The organism is Paenibacillus sp. Marseille-P2973, assembly GCF_018101095.1.
Lineage (GTDB): Bacteria > Bacillota > Bacilli > Paenibacillales > Paenibacillaceae > Fontibacillus > Fontibacillus vini.
This window is the reverse complement of sequence record NZ_JAGQEH010000019.1, coordinates 25,783-48,977: the sequence shown is the minus strand read 5'-3', so window position 1 is coordinate 48,977 and position 23,195 is coordinate 25,783. Positions and strand designations below refer to the sequence as shown.

17 protein-coding genes and 1 riboswitch are annotated in these 23,195 nt (G+C 51.4%); all 17 genes read right to left on the bottom strand.

The genetic code is table 11. The annotated features are described in order from the left end of the window. Positions 1 to 19: 19 nt before the first annotated feature. On the bottom strand, positions 20 to 958 hold the full coding sequence (locus KB559_RS22805) for a protein kinase domain-containing protein (RefSeq protein WP_211025459.1): 939 nt from the start codon (positions 956 to 958) through the stop codon (positions 20 to 22). Continuing rightward, positions 942 to 1,688 (bottom strand): vWA domain-containing protein, encoded by a 747-nt coding sequence (locus KB559_RS22800; protein WP_211025457.1) that lies wholly within the window; start codon positions 1,686 to 1,688, stop codon positions 942 to 944. The genes KB559_RS22805 and KB559_RS22800 overlap by 17 nt, the downstream gene beginning before the upstream one ends. 175 nt (positions 1,689 to 1,863) lie before the next feature. Next, entirely contained in the window at positions 1,864 to 5,613 is a 3,750-nt protein-coding gene (locus KB559_RS22795; protein ID WP_348772947.1) for a non-ribosomal peptide synthetase family protein, read from the bottom strand. A 26-nt stretch (positions 5,614 to 5,639) separates the two neighbouring features. Then, positions 5,640 to 7,400 (bottom strand): methyl-accepting chemotaxis protein, encoded by a 1,761-nt coding sequence (locus KB559_RS22790; protein ID WP_211025455.1) that lies wholly within the window; start codon positions 7,398 to 7,400, stop codon positions 5,640 to 5,642. Between the two features lie 165 nt (positions 7,401 to 7,565). Continuing rightward, positions 7,566 to 7,658, bottom strand: a riboswitch (cyclic di-GMP riboswitch). A gap of 170 nt (positions 7,659 to 7,828) precedes the next feature. Next, positions 7,829 to 10,327: a stage II sporulation protein E gene (gene spoIIE / locus KB559_RS22785; protein WP_211025453.1), complete on the bottom strand. Its 2,499-nt coding sequence runs from the start codon at positions 10,325 to 10,327 to the stop codon at positions 7,829 to 7,831. Between the two features lie 370 nt (positions 10,328 to 10,697). After that, the gene (locus KB559_RS22780; protein ID WP_211025451.1) at positions 10,698 to 11,183 is read right to left on the bottom strand and encodes a S1 domain-containing RNA-binding protein; all 486 of its coding nucleotides are present in this window, start codon (positions 11,181 to 11,183) and stop codon (positions 10,698 to 10,700) included. A gap of 124 nt (positions 11,184 to 11,307) precedes the next feature. Continuing rightward, positions 11,308 to 11,646, bottom strand: coding sequence for an FtsB family cell division protein (locus KB559_RS22775; RefSeq protein WP_211025449.1), 339 nt, complete (start codon positions 11,644 to 11,646; stop codon positions 11,308 to 11,310). Between the two features lie 20 nt (positions 11,647 to 11,666). Further along, positions 11,667 to 12,236, bottom strand: coding sequence for a spore cortex biosynthesis protein YabQ (gene yabQ, locus KB559_RS22770; protein WP_211025447.1), 570 nt, complete (start codon positions 12,234 to 12,236; stop codon positions 11,667 to 11,669). Next, a complete protein-coding gene (yabP, locus tag KB559_RS22765) occupies positions 12,233 to 12,514 on the bottom strand; it encodes a sporulation protein YabP (protein WP_211025444.1) in 282 nt (93 codons plus the stop codon). Before yabP ends, yabQ begins: the two co-directional genes overlap by 4 nt. Positions 12,515 to 12,674: 160 nt before the next feature. After that, entirely contained in the window at positions 12,675 to 12,956 is a 282-nt protein-coding gene (locus KB559_RS22760) for an RNA-binding S4 domain-containing protein (protein ID WP_114498817.1), read from the bottom strand. Then, positions 12,956 to 13,228 (bottom strand): HU family DNA-binding protein, encoded by a 273-nt coding sequence (locus KB559_RS22755; protein ID WP_044482598.1) that lies wholly within the window; start codon positions 13,226 to 13,228, stop codon positions 12,956 to 12,958. Before KB559_RS22755 ends, KB559_RS22760 begins: the two co-directional genes overlap by 1 nt. 201 nt (positions 13,229 to 13,429) lie before the next feature. After that, positions 13,430 to 14,920: a bifunctional methyltransferase/pyrophosphohydrolase YabN gene (gene yabN / locus KB559_RS22750; protein ID WP_211025442.1), complete on the bottom strand. Its 1,491-nt coding sequence runs from the start codon at positions 14,918 to 14,920 to the stop codon at positions 13,430 to 13,432. A gap of 209 nt (positions 14,921 to 15,129) precedes the next feature. Beyond that, positions 15,130 to 16,881 (bottom strand): putative polysaccharide biosynthesis protein, encoded by a 1,752-nt coding sequence (locus KB559_RS22745; RefSeq protein WP_211025439.1) that lies wholly within the window; start codon positions 16,879 to 16,881, stop codon positions 15,130 to 15,132. A gap of 216 nt (positions 16,882 to 17,097) precedes the next feature. Next, entirely contained in the window at positions 17,098 to 17,640 is a 543-nt protein-coding gene (gene spoVT, locus KB559_RS22740; protein ID WP_211025437.1) for a stage V sporulation protein T, read from the bottom strand. A gap of 398 nt (positions 17,641 to 18,038) precedes the next feature. Next, positions 18,039 to 19,175 (bottom strand): peptidylprolyl isomerase, encoded by a 1,137-nt coding sequence (locus KB559_RS22735; protein ID WP_211025435.1) that lies wholly within the window; start codon positions 19,173 to 19,175, stop codon positions 18,039 to 18,041. Continuing rightward, on the bottom strand, positions 19,162 to 22,686 hold the full coding sequence (gene mfd, locus KB559_RS22730; RefSeq protein ID WP_211025433.1) for a transcription-repair coupling factor: 3,525 nt from the start codon (positions 22,684 to 22,686) through the stop codon (positions 19,162 to 19,164). Before mfd ends, KB559_RS22735 begins: the two co-directional genes overlap by 14 nt. 211 nt (positions 22,687 to 22,897) lie before the next feature. Continuing rightward, the gene (gene fin / locus KB559_RS22725; protein ID WP_211025431.1) at positions 22,898 to 23,128 is read right to left on the bottom strand and encodes an anti-sigma-F factor Fin; all 231 of its coding nucleotides are present in this window, start codon (positions 23,126 to 23,128) and stop codon (positions 22,898 to 22,900) included. Positions 23,129 to 23,195: the final 67 nt, after the last annotated feature.

The following is a 23,195-nucleotide window of genomic DNA, read 5'->3' as shown; positions in this document are numbered from 1 at the left end:
TCATATTAAAAGTGTGTGTTCAAAAGCCGAGGGTTAAGTAGATAGCGCATCCCAACAAGGTCAGCGCCAGCGCGAACGCCCCCAACATCCAGCGGGGTGTTTGCTGCCTCGGTTTGCGGCGGCTAAGAGGCGATGTAACGAGTTCCTTCCATAGTTGGCACGCTTCAGCTGTGTCGCCGAACTTTCCGGCAATGGCCCGCTCCATCCAGGCCCGGTAAGGGGCCAAAGCCGGCTCGCTTCGGATGATCGCAAGCAGGTCGCTAGAGCTCCTCATCTGGGGCAACTGGGTAGCGGCCCGTTTGAGGGGTTCCTCGGCCAACAGGTGAATGCATACCACCGTAAAGGAGAACCAGTCATAAGAGGGATCGGCCGTCCTTCCTCCTGCACCCCAAAATCCGCGGTCATACCATTCGGTGAACTGCTTTACGCTGCGCCCGATAGCGCTCACCCCGCCGTAATCGATCAGTTCCACCTCGCCGTAGGGCGATACCAGCACGTTCTCCGGCTTTAAATCACCAAATACCCATCCGTTCTCATGAAGCTGCCGGAGTTGCCGCAACAGGTGAAGGCCGGCGATGCTTAGCCAGGGTCCTCCCCTTTTGGCAAGGAAAGATCGGAGCGGATCCCCTTTAACATATCGCATAACATAGAAAGGAATCTCCCTTCCTTGGAGGGAGTAGTCATCTACCTCCACCAGATAAGAAAGATCCCGTCCCGCGCTGCCGCGCCGGCGGCCCTGACGCTGCAGCGCCTTTAACACATTGATTTCCGATTGTATATCCACCGTGTCGAAGCCCATTTTGAGCGCATACAGCTTGGCATTATCCAGCTGCTTCACCAAATATACGACTCCGTTCGCTCCCCGTCCGAGCAGACGCTGAATCATATAGCGCCCGCCATTCCAGCGACCGGTCACCACCGTTCCTTGCGTCAGAGCCGATTTAGACGACGTAGTCACCGAGTATCCCTTCTCCTCTGCCTGTTTCCTCCGGCCAGTTCTTGGATTCATGTCCCTTCAGTGTACCATATTGGAAGAATTCAATCACCTTCAGGATCGCCGGACCGGTTGGCGTGGCACCCCGCATGGAAAGCCGCTGAAAAATCGAGCGTACCGTTCCGAGATCGGTTGTCCAATCCAGATCCAATACGGCATCCTCGCCGCTGTGCGGCCCCGGGAAATGAAATACGGCCAAGCGGCTGTCTCCTTTTCGGGCACCCAAACTAAGCATCATATCGCGGATAGCCTCTTCCACAGCAGCCAGTTTCGGCTTCATGCTGGCACTTGCGTCTATCAATAACGCAATCTCAAGGGTACTGGTCTCGCTGAGCTCGTCAATCACCTCGACGACCTGGGAACGTTGATCAGGAGGCAGGTCTTCGACGGAAGAATTACCCAAAATTTGTCTCAACTCTTTATTAACCGCGTGCTGAATTGTCTGAACCACGGTTTTCCGGGTCATCATCTGCATCGTCTGAGCCAGCTTTTGCGTGCCCGACAATCTGCTCATCCCGCCGCCGGCTTTAGCAATTTCGGCAATCTCCAAACTGCCGAGCTCTCCGATGGTGCCGTAATCGACGATTCCCACTACATTGACAATAATCCCCTCTTGCTTGGCCAGCGCCGCGGCCATAATCGGGCTCTCTCCAACATTGGAACATCCATCCGTGATCAGCATGATTTGCTTCATTATGAATCCCGCCTTTTTTAATATGAATGATTCGAAAGACTCTCATCTCTATCATTTCCAGTTAAGAGAGAATTCAAACTTAAAAAGGGCGGGTCCAACTATATATTCATGATCTGATGGCAAAAAGACGGCCTACCAAGCCCAAACAAACGGGTTAGGGTAAGCCGTCTTCTCGTTACTGCTCGATCAATACTTTCGGTTTTGGAAAATATCCTACGGAAACGGCGTGATCGGCCAAACGGGTCATATATTCCCGATCGGGTTCCTTACACACTACAGGGGTACCCTGGAGATACTCCACGGTGTGCGGGCACGCAAAGCGATAAGGAGAGTTCTTCGCTCCATCACCCTCGAGCTGGGCCATCGCCAGCTCCATTCCCGTACTATCCTTCGGCACATTGGAATCCAGCAGCCAGGACTCATATTCCGGCCAGTCGAGAAGATCGATCTGATAACCGTATTGCCGGAAGTAGTCTATCATCTGCGTGTAAGAGAGCTGAACCGGATTACAAATATGGAAAAGGCGGCCGGCCGTTTCCTTTTGCAAGGCCAGGGCAGTTATCGCCTCGGCTGCATAGTTTACCGGCGTTATGTCGACCTGCCAGCTGACACTTGGTGCTTTGCCCAGCAGGATCATGGCCTTCAGCATTCTATAGAAGGCATTATTATCGATATTCCGCTGAAAAACGCCGGTCTCTGAATGGCAGGACAAGTTACCGACGCGATATACCGTAACCGGGACGCCCTCTTCCTGACAGGTTCTAACGACAAGCCGCTCCGCAGCAAGCTTGCTGTTCGTATAGACGTTATCGGTCGATACCGTATCGTCATAGCCGTCAAAGCCGGTAAATCGCTCCCATTGCCCGCCAAATGCCAGATCTTCCGGAATCCCGAGCGTGGACACATAATGGAACCGGGTTTTCTTGAAACGGGCCAGCCCCATCAGTCGGTCGGTACTTTCCACATTCACCTTGGCAAAATACTCGGGATCGCCGAAATGCTTCACCTCAGCCCCGCAGTGTACGATGGAATCGATTTTGTCTTCGAGCAGGCTCAAGACGCGTTCATTCAGTCCCAGATTCGGCTGTTCCAGATCTCCTTGTACCGCAAATACGCGGCCTTCCATCAAGGAGTCGATCTCCGGACCGAAATATCCCCTCATTACCTTACTTAGTCTCTGGTAAGGATCCTCGCCCTGTACCGGACGAATCAGGCAGTAAACCAAGGAATCCGTGGTGCGGAGCCATTCCCGCAGCAGCGACGACCCTAAATAACCCGTCGCTCCCGTAAGGAGAATATGACTCTGCCGACCTTCGTTATATTCGGTCAGTGACTCATTACCGAAGCTGCGGGGGTACTCAGCCAGATCCACAATTTCTCCCAAACGGCCGGGGGCTGCATGTTCTCCCGACGCCGTATGTTTCAGTTCGGTCACGCGATCCGCCAGCTTCGATATGGTTGGATAGCTGAAGAAGTCGCTGATTTTCAGCATCGGAAAGCTGGGCTTCAGCAGCACGAGCGTCTCCAGGATTTTAAGAGAATGCCCGCCAATCTCAAAAAAGTCATCATGGATTCCAATAGATTTACGGCGAAGCACATTTTCCCATGCCGTTGCTATTTCCTTCTGCAGTTCATTCTCGGGTGCCGCAAAATCCGCATTCTCCTCTTCTTCGAAAGCCGGGATTTCCATCACGCCGAGACGCTTCCGGTCAATTTTGCCCGTTGGGGAGAGCGGCATTACATCCAGGCATACAAAATAACTTGGAACCATGTACGCCGGAACCTTTGTCTTCAAAAAGGAGGCAAGCTCCGTCTTCCCGGCGGATACGCCACCTTTTAATGTATAAAAAGCGGCAAGCAGCTTCTCGCCCGATTCATCCTCTTTGACGATGATCGCCGTATCCCTGATCGCATCGTGTTTAGCCAAATTTTCTTCAATTTCACCGATCTCGATCCGGTAGCCGCGAATTTTGACCTGAAGATCTTTCCTTCCGACATACTCGATTCCGTTTTCCTGCAGTCGAACAAGATCTCCGGAACGGTAATATTTTTTGCCAGAGTCCGGATTCACGGGATCCGTAACGAAGACCTCTTCGGTTTTCCCGGGCTGATTGAGATATCCTTTAGCCAAACCGACGGAATGAATCAGCAATTCGCCCACCACGTTCAAGGGGCACAGCTGGTCTTTTTCGTTCACGATCAGAACCTCGTAATTCGCAAGCGGCTTGCCGATGCTAACCGTGGTCCATTCATCCGGTACCGGACCTTCAATGATATGAGTTGTCGTTGCGACCGTTACTTCCGTAGGCCCATAGGCGTTCACGATAATCGGCTGATGCGTGAGCTTCTTTTGCAGCGTACGTACCGATTCTCCCGGCAGAGCCTCCCCGCCGATGACAAAGCTTTGAATCTTTACATAGCGGGCCGCTTCTTCCACGCTTAAATAGGAAGATAGCTGGTTGAAGAATACGGTTGGTAAAATTCCGATTCGCGTAGCCCCCGTCTCTTCAATTGCCGACGTAAAGGAGTCGACCGAATACCGCTGCTCGTTGGACAACAGATGTAATCTTGCTCCGCAGCAAAGCGCACTAAAAATATCGTATACCGATGCGTCAAAGCTAAACGTGGAATACTGAAGGATCACATCCTGCTCTGTCATGTGAAGTTGCTCTATGGTAGCCAGCGCCAGATTGACAACGCCGGCATGCGGAATGAGGACTCCTTTCGGTCTTCCCGTCGTCCCTGACGTATAAATCACATAGGCCATATCTTCGGAAAAAATCTCAACGATGTCCGGTTCGCCCGTGTCTGCATCTGCGTCTCCGTCAAGTTGAGTATCCAGACATAAGAGAGAAACATCGCCGCTGCCTTCATCCAATAAAGCGGACAACTGCGGTGTATATGATTCCTTCGTAATTACGATGCGGGAGGAGGTATCGGCAATGATATAGGCATTCCGGTCCTCCGGATGCTCCGGATCGAGCGGTACATAAGCGCCGCCGGCTTTGACGACACCAAGCATCCCGATAATGGCTTCCATACTCCGTTCCATAAAGATGGATACGAAATCACCCTTCTTAAGACCTCTGTTCAACAAGATCCGGGCTACCTGATCCGACAAGCGGTTCAATTCCGCATAGGTCAGCCGCCGGTCCCCGGACGATAATGCAACCCGGTCCCCGCAGCGCTCCACGGCGAGGCGCAGCATGTCCGGAATATGCTGCGGCATGGACGGCCATGTTTTCTTTGTATTGTTCAGCTCCGTATAGGCTTCGACATCTTCTTCCGTCAAAATGCGAATATTGCCTATAGCAGCATTCTCATCGGCCATAGCCGCAGTTACGATACATTCAAAATGGGAGGCAAACTTCCTGACCGTACTCTCTTTAAACAGGTTTTTATCGTAGGTAATATGGAGCAGGCCTTCGCCTTCCACCAGCTTCACATGCCAATTCAGGCAGCTTGCCCCATAGGAGGTGTCCTCGCCGAATATCGTCTGAATCAGAGGAGATTGCCCGGTCAACCGCTCAATTTCTTGCAACGGCAAAGCGGCAAAATCCAAGGCCTCCCATTTATCCAACAGTGTCCGATACAGATCCTTGAATGAAGTCCCCGCCTCGCAACGCACCCGCAGCGGCAACAGCCTGTGCTGAGCATCCTTTACTCCGACAATCTGGTCCTGCTCCCCGCTCATCCGATATAAAAAGGCAAAATAGCAGGCCAGCATCCATGTGTTGTAGTCATATCCCTCGGAAATACGGGTTAATTCCCCTGCGTTGACATTCAGTCTGAAGACGGTTTCCCTTCTATCCCGTCCGGAATTCATTCGGGGATAATCCGTGTAAATATCAAGTCCGGACAAAGGCGGCTGCAGCTCATTTACCCAAAAATCCCGGACAATGCGGTCCATTAGTAAGGTACCCACTCCAATTCAACTCCTTGTATCTCTCTCTATAATTTGAGGCCTTCCACAACTTTCTCCAATTTTCCGGAAATTTGGTTCAAACTCTCCGCCGAATCCACGATTTTACCTGCAGAGGAACGCTGCTCCAGGGCACTGGATTTAATATGTTCCGAAATGTCGGCGTTTCTCTCCGCAAAAACGGAAATTTGCTTGATCGTAGCCGTGATCTGCTCTGTCTCTGCCGCCATTTCTTCAGTCGATGCCGAGACCTCCTGAATTTGGCTTGTAATCGCATCGGTTGCGTGCAAGATGCTATAGAACAGTTCTCCCGTTTCCTTCACTACATCGATTCCTGCCTCGACATTGCGTTGTCCTTCAGTGATGGCCGTCACGGCCGTCATGGTCTCGGATTGGATATACCGAACCAGGTCGGCGATTTTCTCCGCCGATTTCCCGGATTCTTCAGCCAGTTTTTTCACCTGATTCGCTACGACTGCAAATCCGCGCCCTTCGTCACCGGCTCTGGCTGCCTCAATACTCGCATTAAGCGATAAAAGATGCGTTTGCGAAGAAATCTGTGTAATGACTTGTACAATCTCCTCGATCTCCCCGGAGCGTTTCTGAAGTTGTTCTATTGAAGTCACCGAATTTTGAACCGATTGTTGGAGCGAATCCATCTGTCTCATCACTTTACTGATGTTATCGCCGCCCAGTTCGGACTGCTCCTTCATTTGAAGGGAGGCCTCCGACAAGGAGGAAGTACTTCCGGCAATCGTCGATACCCCGGAATTGATTTCTTCAAGGGAAGTTACGCTTTCTCCAATCGATTTGCTCTGCAGGGATACCTTTTCCGAAATTTCCTCGATATGATTGGTAATGTTCATGGAGCTTTGGTGATTTTCTTCGGAAGTCGTAAATAAGACACGTGCCTGTTCTGCCGATTGGGTCGAAACCGCCTTCAGGGTCATGATCATTTCCTTCATATTCGCAACCGTAGCGTTAAACTTCGCGTTGACCTGACCGAGTTCGCTCTCGCCTGCTTTTAACTGCACGCCAAAATCACCCTGGCTGAGCTTATCCAGTGCTTTCATCAAGTCTTTGACCGGCGCGAAGGTTCTGCGCATCGTAATATATTGAAACGATAGAATCACAAGCAAGATAGCAACCAATGCAAGAGAAGTATATTTCAACAGATCCTGCTGCCCGTTAAGGATAATGCTCGCATCAAAGTCCATACCCATATAAGCAAATACTTGTCCGCTTGCATCCTGGAACGGGTACAATACCGTCAGCCACGTCCCATAATCGTCCTTATATGGCTTCGTAAAGGTAATCTGTTTTGTTTTCAACATTTCCTGGACGCCCTTCACATGAAATGCAGGTTGTCCCAGTTGATCCCCCAAGTGAAGACCTTCTCCCTCAAACATATCCAGGATGGCCGTTGGGAAAGCAATCATAAGCGTGCTGTTATCCACTACTTCAGATCCGAAAATATAACCTTGCGCTACATTAGGATGCGTGGCGGATAATTCATCGAATATACCCGTCAATTTCTTCTGGATCGGTGCATTGCGGTCTGTTGTCTTCATAGCCTCCGCGGCTTCAGCCGGAGTAACCTTGTTCATCCAGGCCTCCATGACCTCCTGTGAATCCGACTCCAGCTGATTGGTCAATACTCCGCCTTGGATATAAAAGCTGGATGCAATCAGAATTACGCCAGTCATCAGGATGGAGGCGCTTGTCAAAATCATGTTCTTCGTTACGATACTCCAGCGGCGGATTCCGCCCAGTTCTTGCGGCAACTTCATTACTATGTCTCCTCTTTCTGTCTATAAATGTGTAAAGGCTGCATACCCTGCATCGTCAAAATGCCCCGGCGCTCCCCTCCCTTCCTTCTAATGGCGCAAGAATCTCCCGAATTTAGGCAAAAAAAAAGATAACCTCTAGTAGTAAATACTATAGGTTACCGTTTTTTAGGCAACTGGCTGACATTTCCCCCTAATGGGGGGGATTTAGTCCCTATAGTTTTGCGTCACTGCCTTTCGGCAGTTTTGCCAAATTATATCTAAAATTTTTGAGAAATAGTGCTATATTTGGTTCTTTATTAGAACGATAGAGTCAATTTTACTACAAACTTGAAATCATTCCCATGTAAAATAAACCAATTGTTTGTCTATTTTATGACTTTATGACTAAACAGACCTATTCCTTGCTACACGACCCTCCTACCCAATGCCTAGCTAACTGTCCTCGGCCGTTCCAACCGGGTAATTCCGGGAATATGAAGCGTGGACCATTGAGGCATGAAATGATCGATCTTCGCGACCGCCACGGTCATGTCATCCAGGATCACATTCTTTTGATACCGGATCACGGACTCCAGCAAACAATCGGCAATTTCCTGAGGATCCTCCGATTGAATCTCCTGGATCAGCCGCTTGATCCATAACTCTTTGTTTACGGCATACCCGGGTGCATCATAAATCCCGTCGGTCATCATAATTAACGTATCGCCCGGATGCAGCTGAACCGTCACCAAATCCACCTCGATATCCTGAATGATTCCAATCGGCAAATTGCTGGCCGAAACCGGAATCACTTCCTGTCCCCTTTTTATGAAGCTAGGGGAAGAGCCGATTTTCAAAAATGTGGTCCGGGCGGAGTATTCATCGATCAGCGCCATATCGACCGTTGCGTAAATTTCGTCCGGCGAACGGAGCATCAATATGGAATTCACCGACTTGATGGCCAGGGTTTCATCCATACCGGATTGCAGCAGCTGCTCCAAAATGCTCAGTGCCGTGCTGCTCTCCAATCTGGCGCGCTCTCCATTGCCCATCCCGTCGCTGATGGCCACCGCATAGGTTCCGTTTCCCAGCTCCGCAGCGCTGAAGCTGTCTCCGGATAAGAGATCTCCCCCTTTTGCAGTGCCGGCTACTCCGGTCGTGATCTCATAGGTTTTGGCCGAACCGAAGGTTACGGTAGCCAGGCCATCGCGCCCGCCCGCCGTTGATTCGTCGATAACGGCGATATGCTCGCCCAAGATATCGGACAGCAGCGGGGCAATGATTTTGCGGCATTCATCATATCCCCGGGTATAGGCATGGACAATTTCAATTTCGACGTTGCCGTGATCCAGATTCACGATGTCTATGTTATGAATGGACAAGCCCATTTTTTCCAAAGCCTCGCGGATTTGCTCTTCCTGCTTATACATAGCCTGTCCTTCGCGCTGAATCTCTCTGGCCAGATCCTCCATAACCTGCGATACGCCCGACAATTGTTCCGCTACCAGCAGACGGCTGTCGTATATTTGCCGTTTCCAGTGCATATCATGTTGATAGAGATTGTACTCCCGCTTCATGACCTCCAGCACCTGATCGGTTTTCGTACATATTTTGTTCCACTTGGGAGGAAGTTCGCCTTTGGACAGGTCCGGATTCTCCTCCACCGCCGTCATCATTTCGGTCATATACTTATAAGTTTGATAGAACTTTCCGTCCCAGCAGGCATTGCGGCGGAAGCAGGTGGCACAGGCGTTCTCGGTGACCGCATTCATAAAATGGTCCACTTCCTCGCTCCGTTTGGCAACTTCTCCCGAGCTGGCAATCTGACCGAAGCTGCGGGACAGCTGACGGAAAACTTGAGAAAATTGCGAGACCCGGCCCGCAGTGATTTCACGCATCCGCTTGGCGTATTCATGCTGGGTTTTCGTATGATCCTGAGTGCCGGGAACGTATTTCGCAATAGCGCTAACGACTCCCTTCGGCGTCAATAAAAAGAATGCGACCGCAACGCAGCTCTCCCAGGTAGAAGCCAGCACATCCGCCGGGCCCGTTAGATAAATGGATAGAATCGACGAGCCGAGCAGCATTCCGAAGCCTACGGCCCATTTGCGTCCATCGCGCAGCATCCCGGCCAGCATGCCCGAAAATGCCAGCAAACTCATCTGGTAGAGTGCCGATGTATCGGCCAGGCTAAGAATCAGCCCGGTTACCACACCGACCGAAGCGCCGAGCGTGGCGCCGCCAACTAAAGCAAACAATAGGATTAAATATCTCGTCAAAATATGCTCGATGGACAGTCCGGAAATCTCCCAGCCTACCGAGCCTGTCATTACGGATGCCAGCAAAATGACGAGACAGACGATTTCCTCCGTTCTCAGCTGATAGTTTCTTTTCCTGTAAGTAAAGACGGGAACCGCCTGAATAAACACCAGGGTCAGAACAAAACTGAGTACCGAATCCATTACGATCATCACAAATGCATACCAGGATAAGGACGGGCCGATAACCGCCGTAAACAGAAGGGCTAAAAAGGTGCTTGTAAATACCATCAGCGGCGCATAAGATACATCGGCGCGCTCGAACGATTCCATTCCTTTATGGATCAGAAAGAAAATGAGCAGCTCCGCCGCTATCACGGCAGCGTGTTGGCCCGATACAAACATCGCCCCGGCAACCATGACCGCTCCCGTCACCGCAGCGATATCGCGCCGCATAAACATCATTACCGCAAAAAAAGCGGCGGCAAAAGGCGATAGCTCATCCAGGATCGTCGCCTTGCCGAGCAAGAAGCTCATCAACAGGAACAAGCCTGTCCACTTGCTTGCTGCAAACATTCTGCCGAACGTAATAATGATAGGAATCCCCCTCCATCCATCCCACCGAAATCCTCTCATCTGCCCTTTAGCCTTTTTCATCCCTGGGAATGGGATCACATTCCATTTCTCCATTACCTGGCACCGCCTTTTCCATTTTTGTAAGGTATGTCCCATTATAGGAGGGGGTGCGCGGAAAGTTTGTCATATACCGGAACCTGAACCAAAGAAATTTCCGACAAATTGAGAGTGAAATACGAAACATCACGAACCCATGCCCCCCATGAGGATGACCCATGGTAGGCGTTCCTATGTTCGTACAAAATGCATCCGATGGGGTAAACAATTTTTGTCAATTCATCCAAGGATGGACGAAGATTCCGTAATAACCTGTCGGCTCGGACGCCCAGACGACAAAAAAAGAATTTTCGTCGTAATTATGACGGCAACAAAAAACCGCAAGCAACAAATTGCCTGCGGTGGGTTTCAATATAAAATTGTTAAATTACATGCGTTTGGCTCCGCGTCCTCCGCGTTTGCCTTCCGTGTTCTTCTTCAGCGAAGAAATACGCTCTTCACTGTCCTTAAGGAAACGGGAAACTTTATCTTCAAATGAAGCTTTGTTCGGTTGCGGCTTAAAAGGACGTCCTCCCCGATCCCGGTTAAATCCGCCGCCAGGACGATCTCCGTCTCTACCTCCAGGACGATCGCTGCGTGGTGCACGAGGCGGTCTAGTATTAGTAGCCTCTACCGGTTTATCAACGGCTTGCTTAATGGAAAGTCCGATCTTGCCGTCCTTGTCGACGTTGATTACCTTAACGGTAACAACATCGCCGATCTTCAGATGATCATTGACGTCTTTAACATAATTGTCTGCGATCTCCGAGATGTGAACGAGACCCGTGACACCTCCTGACAGATCCACAAATGCTCCGAAATGCGTGATGCCTGTCACTTTTCCTTCTAACTTGGTGCCCACTTCAATTGACATAAAATAAAATGATCCTCCCTTAAAAATATACAGCCAGGCCTCGAAAACATGACTGCGGTGATTTGATTATACATAATGAGCCAAACAAGGTCAACAGCCGTATATCCCTATGGGCTCAGTCTTTTTAGGAGTCCGACTCGGATATGCGCACCGGAATTTCACCCGGTTTGTAAAGTCCGTATTTCTTCATCGCGATTTGACCGATATATTCAGGGTCTTTAAGACGATTTAATTCATATTTCAATTGGTTTAATGTTTGCTCATTAGCTTCCTTGGAAGCTTGCCGCTCCGAAAGCTGGAGGGATTTATTACCGATTTCTCCGGATTGGGCGATATAGGTATAGCCTGCCCACCCGACGAACAACACCATAAAGCACGTCCATAACCGAATACGTCTGCGCGCCCCGACCGATTTCACGGCGTTCTGTTTCATGTTATTCGTTTTGGCCGCTACATCGCGCATTCAGGGCACCTCCGTTTTCGTTATTCTTTGCCGAACCAGCGCTTCCATAATCCTGCCAGACTATCCCGTACAGAACGAAGCCTGTCCGGCAGCTTCAGCCTCTTCCATATAGGTCTTGTGACCCAGGTCAAGAGTTTCCAAATCGGGGACAGTGTCACCCTCCCCATAAAAAACAAAACGATCCATAGAAATCCCAGCAGCACCCGTAGGGTCTTTAGCAGCCATTTCAACGGTGTAAGCACTGCCAGTTCCAATATTCTAATGGTTATTCTGTAAATCTTTTGAACTACCTTTATTAAATTTACCACAAAACGTTCCGTTATAAAACTGAGAAACAAAAAATGAATCCAAACGCCTATAAACAAACCGAGGAATACATAAAATCGGAGTTCTCCCTGGTTAACGTGGTAAAGCGTGCGAAAAACAAAAAGGGAGGCGGCGATCCAGTAACATAGATCCAGGATATGTACACTCCAGCGGGGGAAGCGAAGCTGACCCGATACGACACGATAGCTGTCAAAGGCGATCCCCATGATTCCCCCGCATGCGAACATCCATAGGAGAGTCGCCCACTGCGTATGCAAATTCATCGGAACAGCTTCCCGAGCAGGCCTTTGCCGGGCGCATGAGCTCCCGGATCCAAATAGGATAAGGAGTTTACCAGGCCTTCAATGCTGACTAACCCCTGCTCCAGATTGAGATTTTTGATATGTAAATTTTGACCCCGGATCGTCAAATGCCCCAGTTCCGTCTGAAGCAGAAATTCCTCGCTGTCAAAACTCTCCACGTTCTGAACTCCTGAAATCTCCAGCAGCTTCCTCTGCATCAGATGCAGTTCTTGACGCTTCCCTTTTCCTTGTTCGACCATGGCATGTACCCCTCCTTCTTACCAATAGCTTATGGAAGGGGATTTATCTTTAGAACCGATTTAAAAAACTGTACGGACCTCGCAACTTTATGTAATGGTAAACAACAAAATAAAAAAGCATGCCCCGTTAGTTAAAACGGAACATGCTTGATCTCACGCCTTAATTCCAGTCAAGACCGGAGTCTTTAGCGATCGGTTCTTCCTTGACTAAGGTATACAGGGTGGCAGCCTCTTCCTTGCGAGTCGTCTCCGCGAGGCGTTCGACGCGAACCGTCACCAGCTTCTGGCCGAATTGAACGGTGATCTCGTCGCCTACCTTCACGGTACTGCTCGGTTTGGATTCGCGCCCGTTGATCAGGACTCTGCCTTGTTCGGAGACATCCTTTGCCACCGTGCGCCGCTTAATCAACCGGGACACCTTCAGGAATTTATCGAGACGCATTATTTTACGGCTTCTTTAAGTTTGTTGCCCGCTTTGAAAGCTGGAACGTTGGATGCAGGAATTTCAATCGTTTTGCCAGTTTGCGGGTTGCGGCCTGTACGACCGGAACGTTTGCGGGTTTCGAACGTGCCGAAGCCGATCAGTTGTACTTTGTCGCCGCCGGCAAGGGCATCGGTAATTTCGCCGAGAACACCATTCAATACGGTTTCAACGTCTTTTTTAGTCAAACCGCTTTTGCTGGAAATGTTGTTGATCAGATCTGTTTTGTTCATTAATAATGCCTCCCAATAATAAAAGAAATAGATGGATACTAACGGCTTCAGCCCTTATGGCAGTAAGCCGCGGAGATATCTTTGTATGAGTATTCTGCCTTAAAACTCAAATTCCTGCCCGCTATTCAACTTTTTTTTGCTTTTTCGCAAAAAAAACCGATTATTAGGGAAATTTCGAGTTATTTGGATAGCCTTTTTGGACTATTCGAGACTTTTGGCTTCGTCCCAAAGCTTGTCCATTTCGGCCAAGTTGCTGTCTGACGGCGTCTTTCCGGCTTCGCGAAGCTTGTCTTCCACATAAGTAAACCGTCTGACAAATTTCGCGATTGTCATGGACAGGGCCTCCTCCGGATCGGCTCCGATATACCGGGCCGCGTTTACGATGGAGAACAGAACATCTCCCAGCTCCAGCGTTTGGTCCTCGGCCTTATGCCCGCCGGTTACGGCCTCTTTGAATTCGGCAAGCTCCTCCTCGATTTTCGCCCAGACGCCATCGATGGAATCCCAGTCAAAGCCTACTTTAGCCGCCTTCTTCTGCAGCTTATACGCCTTCATTAACGCCGGCAAGTCCCGGGGCACTCCGCTCAGCGCCGATAATTTCTCAGGCTCGATACCCTTTTGCCGCTTCTCTTCGGCCTTCATGGCGTCCCAATTTTTGAGCGCCGCCTCGGCATCCTCGGCACTCAGGTTGCCGAATACATGCGGATGGCGGTAAAGCAGCTTTTCATTGAGCTCCTGAATGACGTCGTAAGCGGTAAACATTCCGGTCTCTTCTTCCATTTGCGAGTGCAGCATAATTTGCAGCAGCAAATCACCGAGTTCTTCCCGCATATGATCCGGATCGTCAGCATCAATCGTTTCCAGCACTTCATAGGTTTCTTCTATGAGGTTTTTGCGAATCGATTGGTGGGTCTGCTCCCTGTCCCATGGACAGCCTTCCGGGCTGCGGAGAATGGTTACGATCTCATGAAGACGCTCAAAGCTCCGGATGCGCAATTGTTCGTCAGGGCTGGCCGGAACGTACACCAGCGACAAGTTCCCGTATCCTTGGATGCGATCCAGTTCATAAAGCGGGATGCGAAGCACCTGCTCCGCTCCGGTTACGCCGAGCGCATGTCCGACAACGACCGGATAATCATCCGGGTAAATGTCCATCAGGCCCAGCTTAACGTCCGAGGCGGTGAATTCGTCGTAAACCTGGCCGATCAACGTATGGCGTCGGGGATCAAGCCGTCCTCCCGACAACTCGGAAGCGTCCAGCAATTGAAAGCCTTCGATCGGATCGAATCCGAGAGAGATAAATGCCGCATCGAGGAAGCTTTCTCCCCCCGTGATCTTCAGTTCGATTCCCTCAACCGGGCAGCGTTCCTGCAGCCGCTTTACGGTAGCTTCCGCCACCATCGGATGCCCGGGCACGGCGTACAGAACTTCTTTCCCTTCCGGGGCCGTCTTGGCTGCGGCGATCAGCCGCTCCACGATCTCTTCGTATACGGAGGGAAAGTCGTCCTTGGCTTCGTACACTTCATCGAATGAGGTGAATGAAACTCCCGTTTCCTCCAGCCAAGCCACCACCGGATGGTCCTTGGTACGTACATATCTCTCCTGCGCCTCCTGAAGCAATTTCAAGCTTCCCAGCGTCAGTCGGTCGGGATCGCCCGAGCCTAGGCCGACTACAGTTATCACTGCTCCCATTTGAGCCACACTCCTGTCTAGTTACCGGCTTAATTTGAACATTCTATCCCTTACTATACCACTTGCCGAACCGATGGCAAAAATGTCCGGCAGGTCCGCGATCAAGTGCCGTGGACGGTTATTGGCTGCGGCAAGGGCGGCGGATCTGCGTATAAGAGAGTGCAACAAAGATCTGCACTCAGCCGCTGGGCGCGGTACTCCGTTTGGCGTTACCGCAGCAGACGCAGTTTCCGAAGCAGGCGGAGCAGCTTCGGTCCGACCCGCGGCAGGGCGCCCAGCTCTGCCGCACCGATCAGGCGCGCCCGCACCGCGGCGGCCGCAAACACGGCTGCGCCGAGCAGCACGCCGAGCAGGCTCTCCGCCAAGGCCGCTAGGCGGCCCGGCGGCAGCACGGCGTCTGCGACGAGGCGCAGCAGCAGCACGGCGGCCGCCATCGCCAGGGCGGCCGCGGCAGGGCGCAGCAGCGCGTCCCGCAGGCGCGGGCGCAGCCCTGCGCGGCGGAGCAGCAGCGCGAGGTTCAGCGCTGCGGCGGCGGCGTAGGCGGCGATGCCGGCGATCGCCGCGCCGGTGATGCCGAGCTGCGGCACGAGCAGCACGTTCAGCGCTGCCTTAAGCGCAGCTGCCGCCAGCAGATGCACCGCCGGCGCGCGAACGAAGCCCAGCCCCTGCAGCAGGGCCGCCGTGATCGTCACCAGCGCACCAGGCGCGGCGGTCCAAGCCACCCAGGCGAACGTGCCGGTTCCCGTGCCGTCCTCGTACAGCATGACGTTGATCGGCCCGGCGAGCAGCGCCAGCCCGGCGGAGGCGGCCAGGCCAATCAGCCAGAACCAGCGCAGCGCCAAGCCGATTTGGCGGCGGATCCCCTCCCTGTCGCCGCGCAGATTCATTTCCGCCATGAGCGGAATGAACAGCACCGACAAGGACGAAGCAAGCATCGTCACCAGTTGGACGAGCGGAATGCCCCGATTATAGACCCCTACCTCGGCCATCGCCCGTAGCTCGTCCCCGCCACGGGATAAAAGCCGTGGCAAGGTAAACGTATCGACCAAACTAAGCAGCGGAATCGCCAGGGAAGCAAGGCAGATGGGAATCGCATAACGAAGCATTTCCCCTAACAATCCCCGGCCGCTCTCCGAATTTTTCCTTAACCCGGCAGCGGGTATTCCCTGATCCGTCAGTTCCTCTGCTGGCCCGAAATTTGGAGTATTCGACTTTATTATAACCTGTGGCTGCGGCAGAGCTTCAGAGCGGTCCTGGCCTGCCGGGGATGCCCCCCTGCCGCTGGGCCACGCCGAATCCTGCCTCATCTGTTTATGATGCCCTCTCCAGTACAGGAGCATGACGAGCAATCCTACAGCTCCACCCACAGCCGAGCCCGCCAGCGCCCCGCCTGCGATCACGGCTTCCGTTCCTCCGAGGCCCGTAAAATAAAACAGCAGAATAATCATCACCGCTACGCGCACGGCTTGCTCGGAAACCTGAGAAACTGCGGTCGGCACCATATTCTGCAGCCCTTGGAAATACCCCCTTAGGGATGCGGTAAGCGGAACAAACAGCAGCGCAGGCGCTGCGCTTCTCAAAGCCGGGATCAGATGGCTGTTGCCGATCCATGCCGCCAGAAGCGGAGCTCCGAAGTACATCAGAATACAACCGGCAACCCCGAGTATAGCCATCACAGCCGTTGCCATACGAAGAACGGCCCGTTTGCCGCTCTCTTCGCCCATAGCATGCCGTTCGGCCACAAACTTGGAAACAACCGTCGGGAACCCCGCCGTCGCCAGTGTGATTAGAATGGTATAGAACGGATAAACGGTGTTATAAATTCCAAAAACACCGTCTCCCCCGATATTTTGCAGCGGAATTTTCTGCAGAGTTCCTAACAGCTTGCTCAAGATGGCCGCCAAGCTGAGAACGGCCGCTCCCTTCAGCAGGCCTGACGCCGTGCTTTTGTCTTCCCTCATAATCTACCTACCTTGCGGAATATAAAATGGCCTCAATCTTACTATGTAGGTTCCATTATAAGACGAAAACCTCCTCTCCCGCCATGATAGCCCGTTGGAGGAGCCTAAACGCACAAACTTGCCAAGCCTCAATAACGCCAAAAAAAGACACTCCCGGTCCCGGGCGGCTCTGCCGCCCCGTTACTTCGGGAGTGTACTTGTCATTTCCAGACACGCTTACTGTTCCATTTGTTTTCCTAAAAATCCGGCGGCCGTTTCCGCCATTTTAGATTCCAGTTCCGACATTTTTACCGATTCGTCCTTATTCAACAGAACCACTGTACCGATCGGGTCCCCACCCGAGATGATCGGAGCGATTACAAAGGAAGAGATTGTCTCGGGATGGTCCCGAATAATCTCGTACGTTCCCGTATTCGACTCCAGTGCAATTTTGCGGTTGTCCATACTGTTTTCCAGGATAGTACCGATCTGCTTGTCCAGGTATTCCTTCTTCGAGGCACCTGCGATTGCAATCACTGTGTCCCGGTCAGAGATCAAAGTAATATGGCCTGTGCTTTCATACAGCGATTCCGCATATTCCTTTGCAAAGTCGCCCAATTCCCCGATAGGGGAATATTTTTTCAGAATAACCTCGCCGTCGCGGTCCACAAAAATCTCGAGCGGGTCCCCTTCCCGGATCCGCAGTGTGCGGCGGATCTCCTTTGGAATGACCACTCGGCCCAAATCATCAATACGGCGTACAATTCCAGTAGCTTTCATATCACATGTTGCCCCGCTTTCTAAAGAAGTATTGAACTACTGTCTGTTGGATATTCATTTACCCTTAGGTATGTTAATACACCGCTGCCGGTAAAAAAGTTGCGCGGCTTTCAGCATTTGCTGGACCGACCCGCAGCTGAATTTGTATACAATGGAGGGATTCGGCTCTTGTGATTCTGAGCATAGTATTCATCCCTTCCCAGCAGCTTATGCATTCGAATTTAACAGTCCTTTATTGTTCCTGCAACAGGCCAAGGGGACTAAAAAAATGCCGCAAAGGTGCGGCCCTTCACTGCTTGATGTGGCAGCTTCTCATGGAATAGGGATTTTGCGGCAACAAAACAGCGCGAATCGCTCCGCGCTGCTCCGGCAAAACCAGATAAAACAAGTTACCTCGTTTATTTGTCGTTGCTGCTTGTACTGTTGTTCGTGGCTGCGCCGTTGTCCTTGGTTGCGCCGTCATTTCCGGAAGTTCCGGCATCGGTTCCGCTCTTATCGGCATTCCCGTTTGTTCCGGAATTGGTTGCCCCGTCTTCCTCTTTCTTCTGCTCAACCTTCGGCAATTCGATCTTCTTGATGATCTTCTTCTCCAGGTCGCCCTCCATAAACTTGTCCAAGTTTTGGGAAGCGACGGACATTTTGATCAGATCTTTCTCTTCCTGCGTCAAATCCTCGAACTTCTTCTCGGTCCGTTTCTCCACACGAATGATATGGTAGCCATACGTGGTTTCCACCGGTTCGCTTATTGTATTAATCGGCAGAGTGATCGCCTTTTCCTTGAACTCAGTTACCCAGTTGCTGACAGGAGTATCCGCATAGAGTCCTCCATTGTCGATATTGGGTTGACCGTCGGTGGAATATTCCTTCACTAGTTTTGCGAAGTCTTCCCCTTTATCCAATTTGGCTTTAACTTCATTAGCCACCTTCAATGCATCTTCTTTGCTGCGTTCTTTACCTTCCTTGTCGGTGAACCCGATCAGGATATGGCGAACCGAAGCGGTAATATAATTTTCTTTGGTCGCTTCGAATTCTTTTTTCACGTCATCGTCGGTTACTTTCGCTTTTTCGCTTTCCATGACGGTATAAATACGAACCATGTAGTTTTTAAATTCCGATTCGGAAATTTTTTGTCCGTCCAGCAACTGCTTGAAGGCATCATCGCCCATCGACTTTTTCATTGCAGTGAACTGTTCTTCGGCCTTCTTCTTGCCCTCTTCCTTCATCTTGGCGTCGGCCTTGGTATCCAAATATTCGTAGGCGATTTCCTGTTTGATCAAATAATCGCGAAAATCGTCCATTTGCATGAATTGTTCCATTTGCGGTTGAAGTGCCAGCACGATCCGTTGTTCCCGGTCGAACTCGTCCTCCGTAATTTCGCCGCCTTCGTAAGTTGCGATCACCTTACTCTTGTCTTCACTGCCACCGGCAGCACCCTTGTCCTCTTTCTTGCCGCAACCCGCCATAACGGTAAAAGCCATTACTGCAACGAGGGCAATGAGCAGCGTCTTCCAAGAACGCCCTTTACTTCGAAACATCTTGTAGTTCCCCTTTCGCTTTGAACGAGTCCTTCAGGGCTCCCAGGAACTGCTCCAATAAGCCCATCATTTCTTTGTCGTCCATTCCCTTGGTTTTGATGCGGATCAGCATAACCGACCCTTGATTAAATTGTACACGTCTTCCGAACAGATTTCCAACTTCCGCGATTTTGGCCGGAATGATCTCCTTTTCCCGTCCATCGTAAAACTTCAAGGTTACTTCATCCCCGCGCAAAGCGATGGACTCAATGCCGTATTGCTTGCCGTACAGCTTGACCCGGGCTACCGAAAGCAGGTTTTGCACCGCTTCAGGAAGCTCGCCAAAACGGTCCAGCAGTTCATCCTCCAGCTCGGCCACATCTTCAAAGGTCGCTGCGGAGGCTGTTTTCTTGTAGATCTCAATCTTCTGAATACTATCATAAATATAATCCGACGGTAAATAGGCGTCGATGCCAAGATCGATCGTGGTATTCCAGTTCGACTCTTCCGGCACCGTTTCGCCAAGCATGGTCACTTTTCTCTTCTGAATTTCTTCCGCCAGCATTTGCGAATAGAGGTCAAAACCGACGGAAGCGATGAATCCGTGCTGTTCGGCGCCCAGCAGATTGCCTGCCCCGCGAATGGAAAGGTCGCGCATCGCAATTTTGAAGCCCGAGCCGAGTTCCGTAAACTCTTTAATCGACTGAAGGCGTTTCTCGGCAACCTCGGTAAGCGACTTGTCGCGCTGGTACGTAAAGTAAGCATAAGCGATCCGATTGGACCGGCCTACGCGGCCGCGCAGCTGATACAACTGGGACAGGCCCATTTTATCCGCGTCATGCACAATCAGTGTATTTACGTTCGGAATGTCCACCCCGGTTTCAATGATACTGGTGCTGACCAGCACATCGTATTCCCCGTCAAGGAAATCAAGGATCGTCTTCTCCAGCTCCTGCTCCGACATTTGTCCGTGTCCAATACCTACCCGGGCGTCAGGAACAAGCATCGAAATCTGTGCGGCCATCTCTTGAATTCCCTGTACGCGATTGTAAAGGTAATAGATTTGCCCGCCGCGCGCCATTTCCCGTTCCACCGCTTCACGCACAAGCGCCTGGCTATGCTCTACCACATAGGTTTGCACAGGGAACCGGTTCTCAGGTGGTGTCTCGATAACGGACAAGTCCCGCACACCCAACATGGACATATGGAGCGTCCGCGGAATCGGCGTTGCCGTCAGAGTCAGCACGTCGACATTCGTTTTCAGTTTTTTGAGCTTTTCTTTATGAGTTACGCCGAAACGCTGCTCCTCGTCCACAATGAGCAGGCCCAGATCTTTAAATACGAGGTCCTGCGACAACAGGCGATGCGTTCCGATGACGATATCCACCGTACCTTGGCGCACGCCCTTGATCGTTTCATTCTGTTCTTTCCGGCTGCGGAATCGGCTCAGCGTCTGGATATTGATCGGATATCCGGAGAATCGCTCCCGGAACGTTTCATAGTGCTGCTGTGCCAATATCGTCGTCGGAACAAGGACGGCCACCTGTTTGCCTTCGATCGCCGACTTGAACGCGGCCCGGATGGCGACTTCGGTTTTCCCGTAGCCTACATCGCCGCATAGAAGCCGGTCCATCGGCTGGGACCGCTGCATATCTTTTTTGATTTCTTCAATAGCCCGCAGTTGGTCCCGCGTTTCTTCATAAGGGAACATCGCTTCGAACTCCTGCTGTTCCGGCGTGTCCTTCTCGAACGCATAGCCGGGTGAAGACTGGCGGTCCGCATACAGCTTAATGAGATCGTCGGCAATATCCTGTACCGAAGTACGTACTTTATTTTTGACCCGGGTCCATTCGTTGCCCCCGAGTTTATAAATCTTAGGCTCTTTCTCCTCAGAACCGACATATTTCTGGATCATGTCGATCTGTTCGATCGGAACGGACAGCTTGTCGCCGCCGGCATATAAAATATGCATGTAATCCTTATGGATTCCTCCGACCTCTAAAGTCCCGATACCCAAATATTTCCCGATACCGTGGTTTTGGTGAACGACATAATCGCCCACTTTCAGCTCGGTATAGCTCTTGATCCGTTCTGCATTGTCCATGCTCTTCGCGACTTTACGGGCTTTCCGCTGTTTCTGCGAGAACATTTCTCCCTCGGTAATTACGACCAAATGCACGGAAGGCAGCTCAAAGCCCGACTGCAGGTTACCCTGCAACAGTGTCGGCTCATCGATTCCGTAGTCCTGAAGCACGCGGCGCATCCGGTCCATCCGCTCTTCGCCGCTGGCCAGCATGATTACGTTGGCGCCGCTCTTTTTCCAGCGTTCCATTTCCGCCTTCAGCACGTTCATCTGACCGTGGAAATCCTGCATTGCCCTGCTGACAAAGTTAATGATATTTTGCGGCTGAGTATGAGGCACTTGACGCAAAAACAGCGACAAAAACAGCGTCTGGAACGGACGATGATACAATACGCGTTCCCCTTCCAGCGCAAGCGGAAGCTCAGGCAAACTTTTGCCGTTCTGGAATAAATGCAGATTCCATTCAGACTCATCCCGCTCCAACTGACGGGAAGTTTCCAATAGACGGGCCGGCTCATCGAGGATGAGCAGCGTATCCTTAGGCATATAATCGTATAGCGTTTTATCTTCCGGATAAATCAAAGAAATATACTTATAGATTTCCGGAAAATAAACATGCTCACGCAGCAGCTCAATTTCTCTGGATACCTCTTCGCGAAGTTTGTTTTTCGCCTGGCGGTCGGTCATTTTCTCCAACTGTTGTTCCAGTTTTTCCGTCGCTTTCTGTGCAGCCTGCTCCAACCGTTCCCGGGTCGCGATCATCTCCTTGCAAGGAGTCACCAGCACCTGTTTGACTTGATCGACGGAACGCTGGTCAGCCGGATCGAAAGTGCGAATGGAATCGACTTCATCGTCAAAAAGCTCCACCCGGTACGCCAAAGCGGAGGTTAACGGATAGAAATCGATAATTCCGCCGCGGATGCTCATTTCTCCCCGCGATTCCACGCGCTCCACTCTTTCATAACCCAGCTCGATCATGCGGGTCAGGAAGCTGTCCATCTGGAGCGTTCCTCCCAACTCAATCGTCAGCCCGGCACTGGACATCGCTTCGGGGGTCGGTATAAACCGGCGGACGCCCGAATAAGGCACAACCACAACTCCCCGGAATGAATGGGAGCATTGCAGCAGTACCTCGATCCGCTGTGCGAGCGTCTCCGGACTGGAGACGGCCGCTTCCGCGGCAACCAGCTCATTCGCAGGATATAACAGCACCTGATCCGCTGACAGCGCTTCCTGCAAATCTTCATATATTTTTTGTGCGGAAAACATATTATGGGTTACGACCAGCAATGGCCGCTTAGTCTCTTGATGCAGCGCGGCAAGCGCAACCTGACGCGAGGATCCCGACAAACCGGAAATCAGTTGCTCCTTCATTCCGGCGCTTACTCCCGATATCATCGAGGTGAAGTCCGAATCCCGGGAGAATGCTTGTATGAGTGCTTGTAACAAGTGAGGCACCTCTCTTATTTCTTATTGCGATATTCCTGCAAGATATTAGTAACATCTTATTATCTACCCGCGGGAGCGGTTACTAAGTCATGTCATAAGAGGCATATTACTCCCCCGGCGGCCAAGATTGCAGTTCCTTGCGAAGTCAACCAAAAAGGAGCCTCAGCAACCGTGCCAAGGCTCTGTATTCCGTTATCCGGTATAGGTGCAGTCATTGCAAAGGATTCGAAATCAGGGACAACTCCGGATTATTCTCCAGAGCTTCCTTACAGTAATCGCAGGTCACCCGGACCGTCATTTCACCATTCGAATCATACGCTATTATATCCTGCCGCTCTTCGGGGGTCAAGAAATGGAAACCCAGTTGGGATTCGGATACATAAGGCGTTTCTATTCTACCAATGGACGTTCGGCAGTGCCGGCAAACATAGTTTATTGCCATCTATATGCCTCCTGAAGAATCAATATAACCTTCAGTATGCCCTGTATCTCCCTCTTTTAGCCGGATG

Excerpts from the sequence above, each read along its gene's own strand:
- yabQ (WP_211025447.1), bottom strand. The coding sequence starts at position 12,236 with ATGAATTTGCATACGCAGTGGGCGACTCTCCTATGGATGTTCGCATGC.
- spoIIE (WP_211025453.1), bottom strand. The coding sequence starts at position 10,327 with ATGGAGAAATGGAATGTGATCCCATTCCCAGGGATGAAAAAGGCTAAA.
- KB559_RS22775 (WP_211025449.1), bottom strand. The coding sequence starts at position 11,646 with ATGCGCGATGTAGCGGCCAAAACGAATAACATGAAACAGAACGCCGTG.
- fin (WP_211025431.1), bottom strand. The coding sequence starts at position 23,128 with ATGGCAATAAACTATGTTTGCCGGCACTGCCGAACGTCCATTGGTAGA.
- spoVT (WP_211025437.1), bottom strand. The coding sequence starts at position 17,640 with ATGAAAGCTACTGGAATTGTACGCCGTATTGATGATTTGGGCCGAGTG.
- KB559_RS22780 (WP_211025451.1), bottom strand. The coding sequence starts at position 11,183 with ATGTCAATTGAAGTGGGCACCAAGTTAGAAGGAAAAGTGACAGGCATC.
- KB559_RS22760 (WP_114498817.1), bottom strand. The coding sequence starts at position 12,956 with ATGCGTCTCGATAAATTCCTGAAGGTGTCCCGGTTGATTAAGCGGCGC.
- KB559_RS22755 (WP_044482598.1), bottom strand. The coding sequence starts at position 13,228 with ATGAACAAAACAGATCTGATCAACAACATTTCCAGCAAAAGCGGTTTG.
- KB559_RS22745 (WP_211025439.1), bottom strand. The coding sequence starts at position 16,881 with ATGAGGGAAGACAAAAGCACGGCGTCAGGCCTGCTGAAGGGAGCGGCC.
- KB559_RS22790 (WP_211025455.1), bottom strand. The coding sequence starts at position 7,400 with ATGAAGTTGCCGCAAGAACTGGGCGGAATCCGCCGCTGGAGTATCGTA.
- yabN (WP_211025442.1), bottom strand. The coding sequence starts at position 14,920 with ATGGGAGCAGTGATAACTGTAGTCGGCCTAGGCTCGGGCGATCCCGAC.
- yabP (WP_211025444.1), bottom strand. The coding sequence starts at position 12,514 with ATGGTCGAACAAGGAAAAGGGAAGCGTCAAGAACTGCATCTGATGCAG.
- KB559_RS22735 (WP_211025435.1), bottom strand. The coding sequence starts at position 19,175 with ATGTTTCGAAGTAAAGGGCGTTCTTGGAAGACGCTGCTCATTGCCCTC.
- KB559_RS22800 (WP_211025457.1), bottom strand. The coding sequence starts at position 1,688 with ATGAAGCAAATCATGCTGATCACGGATGGATGTTCCAATGTTGGAGAG.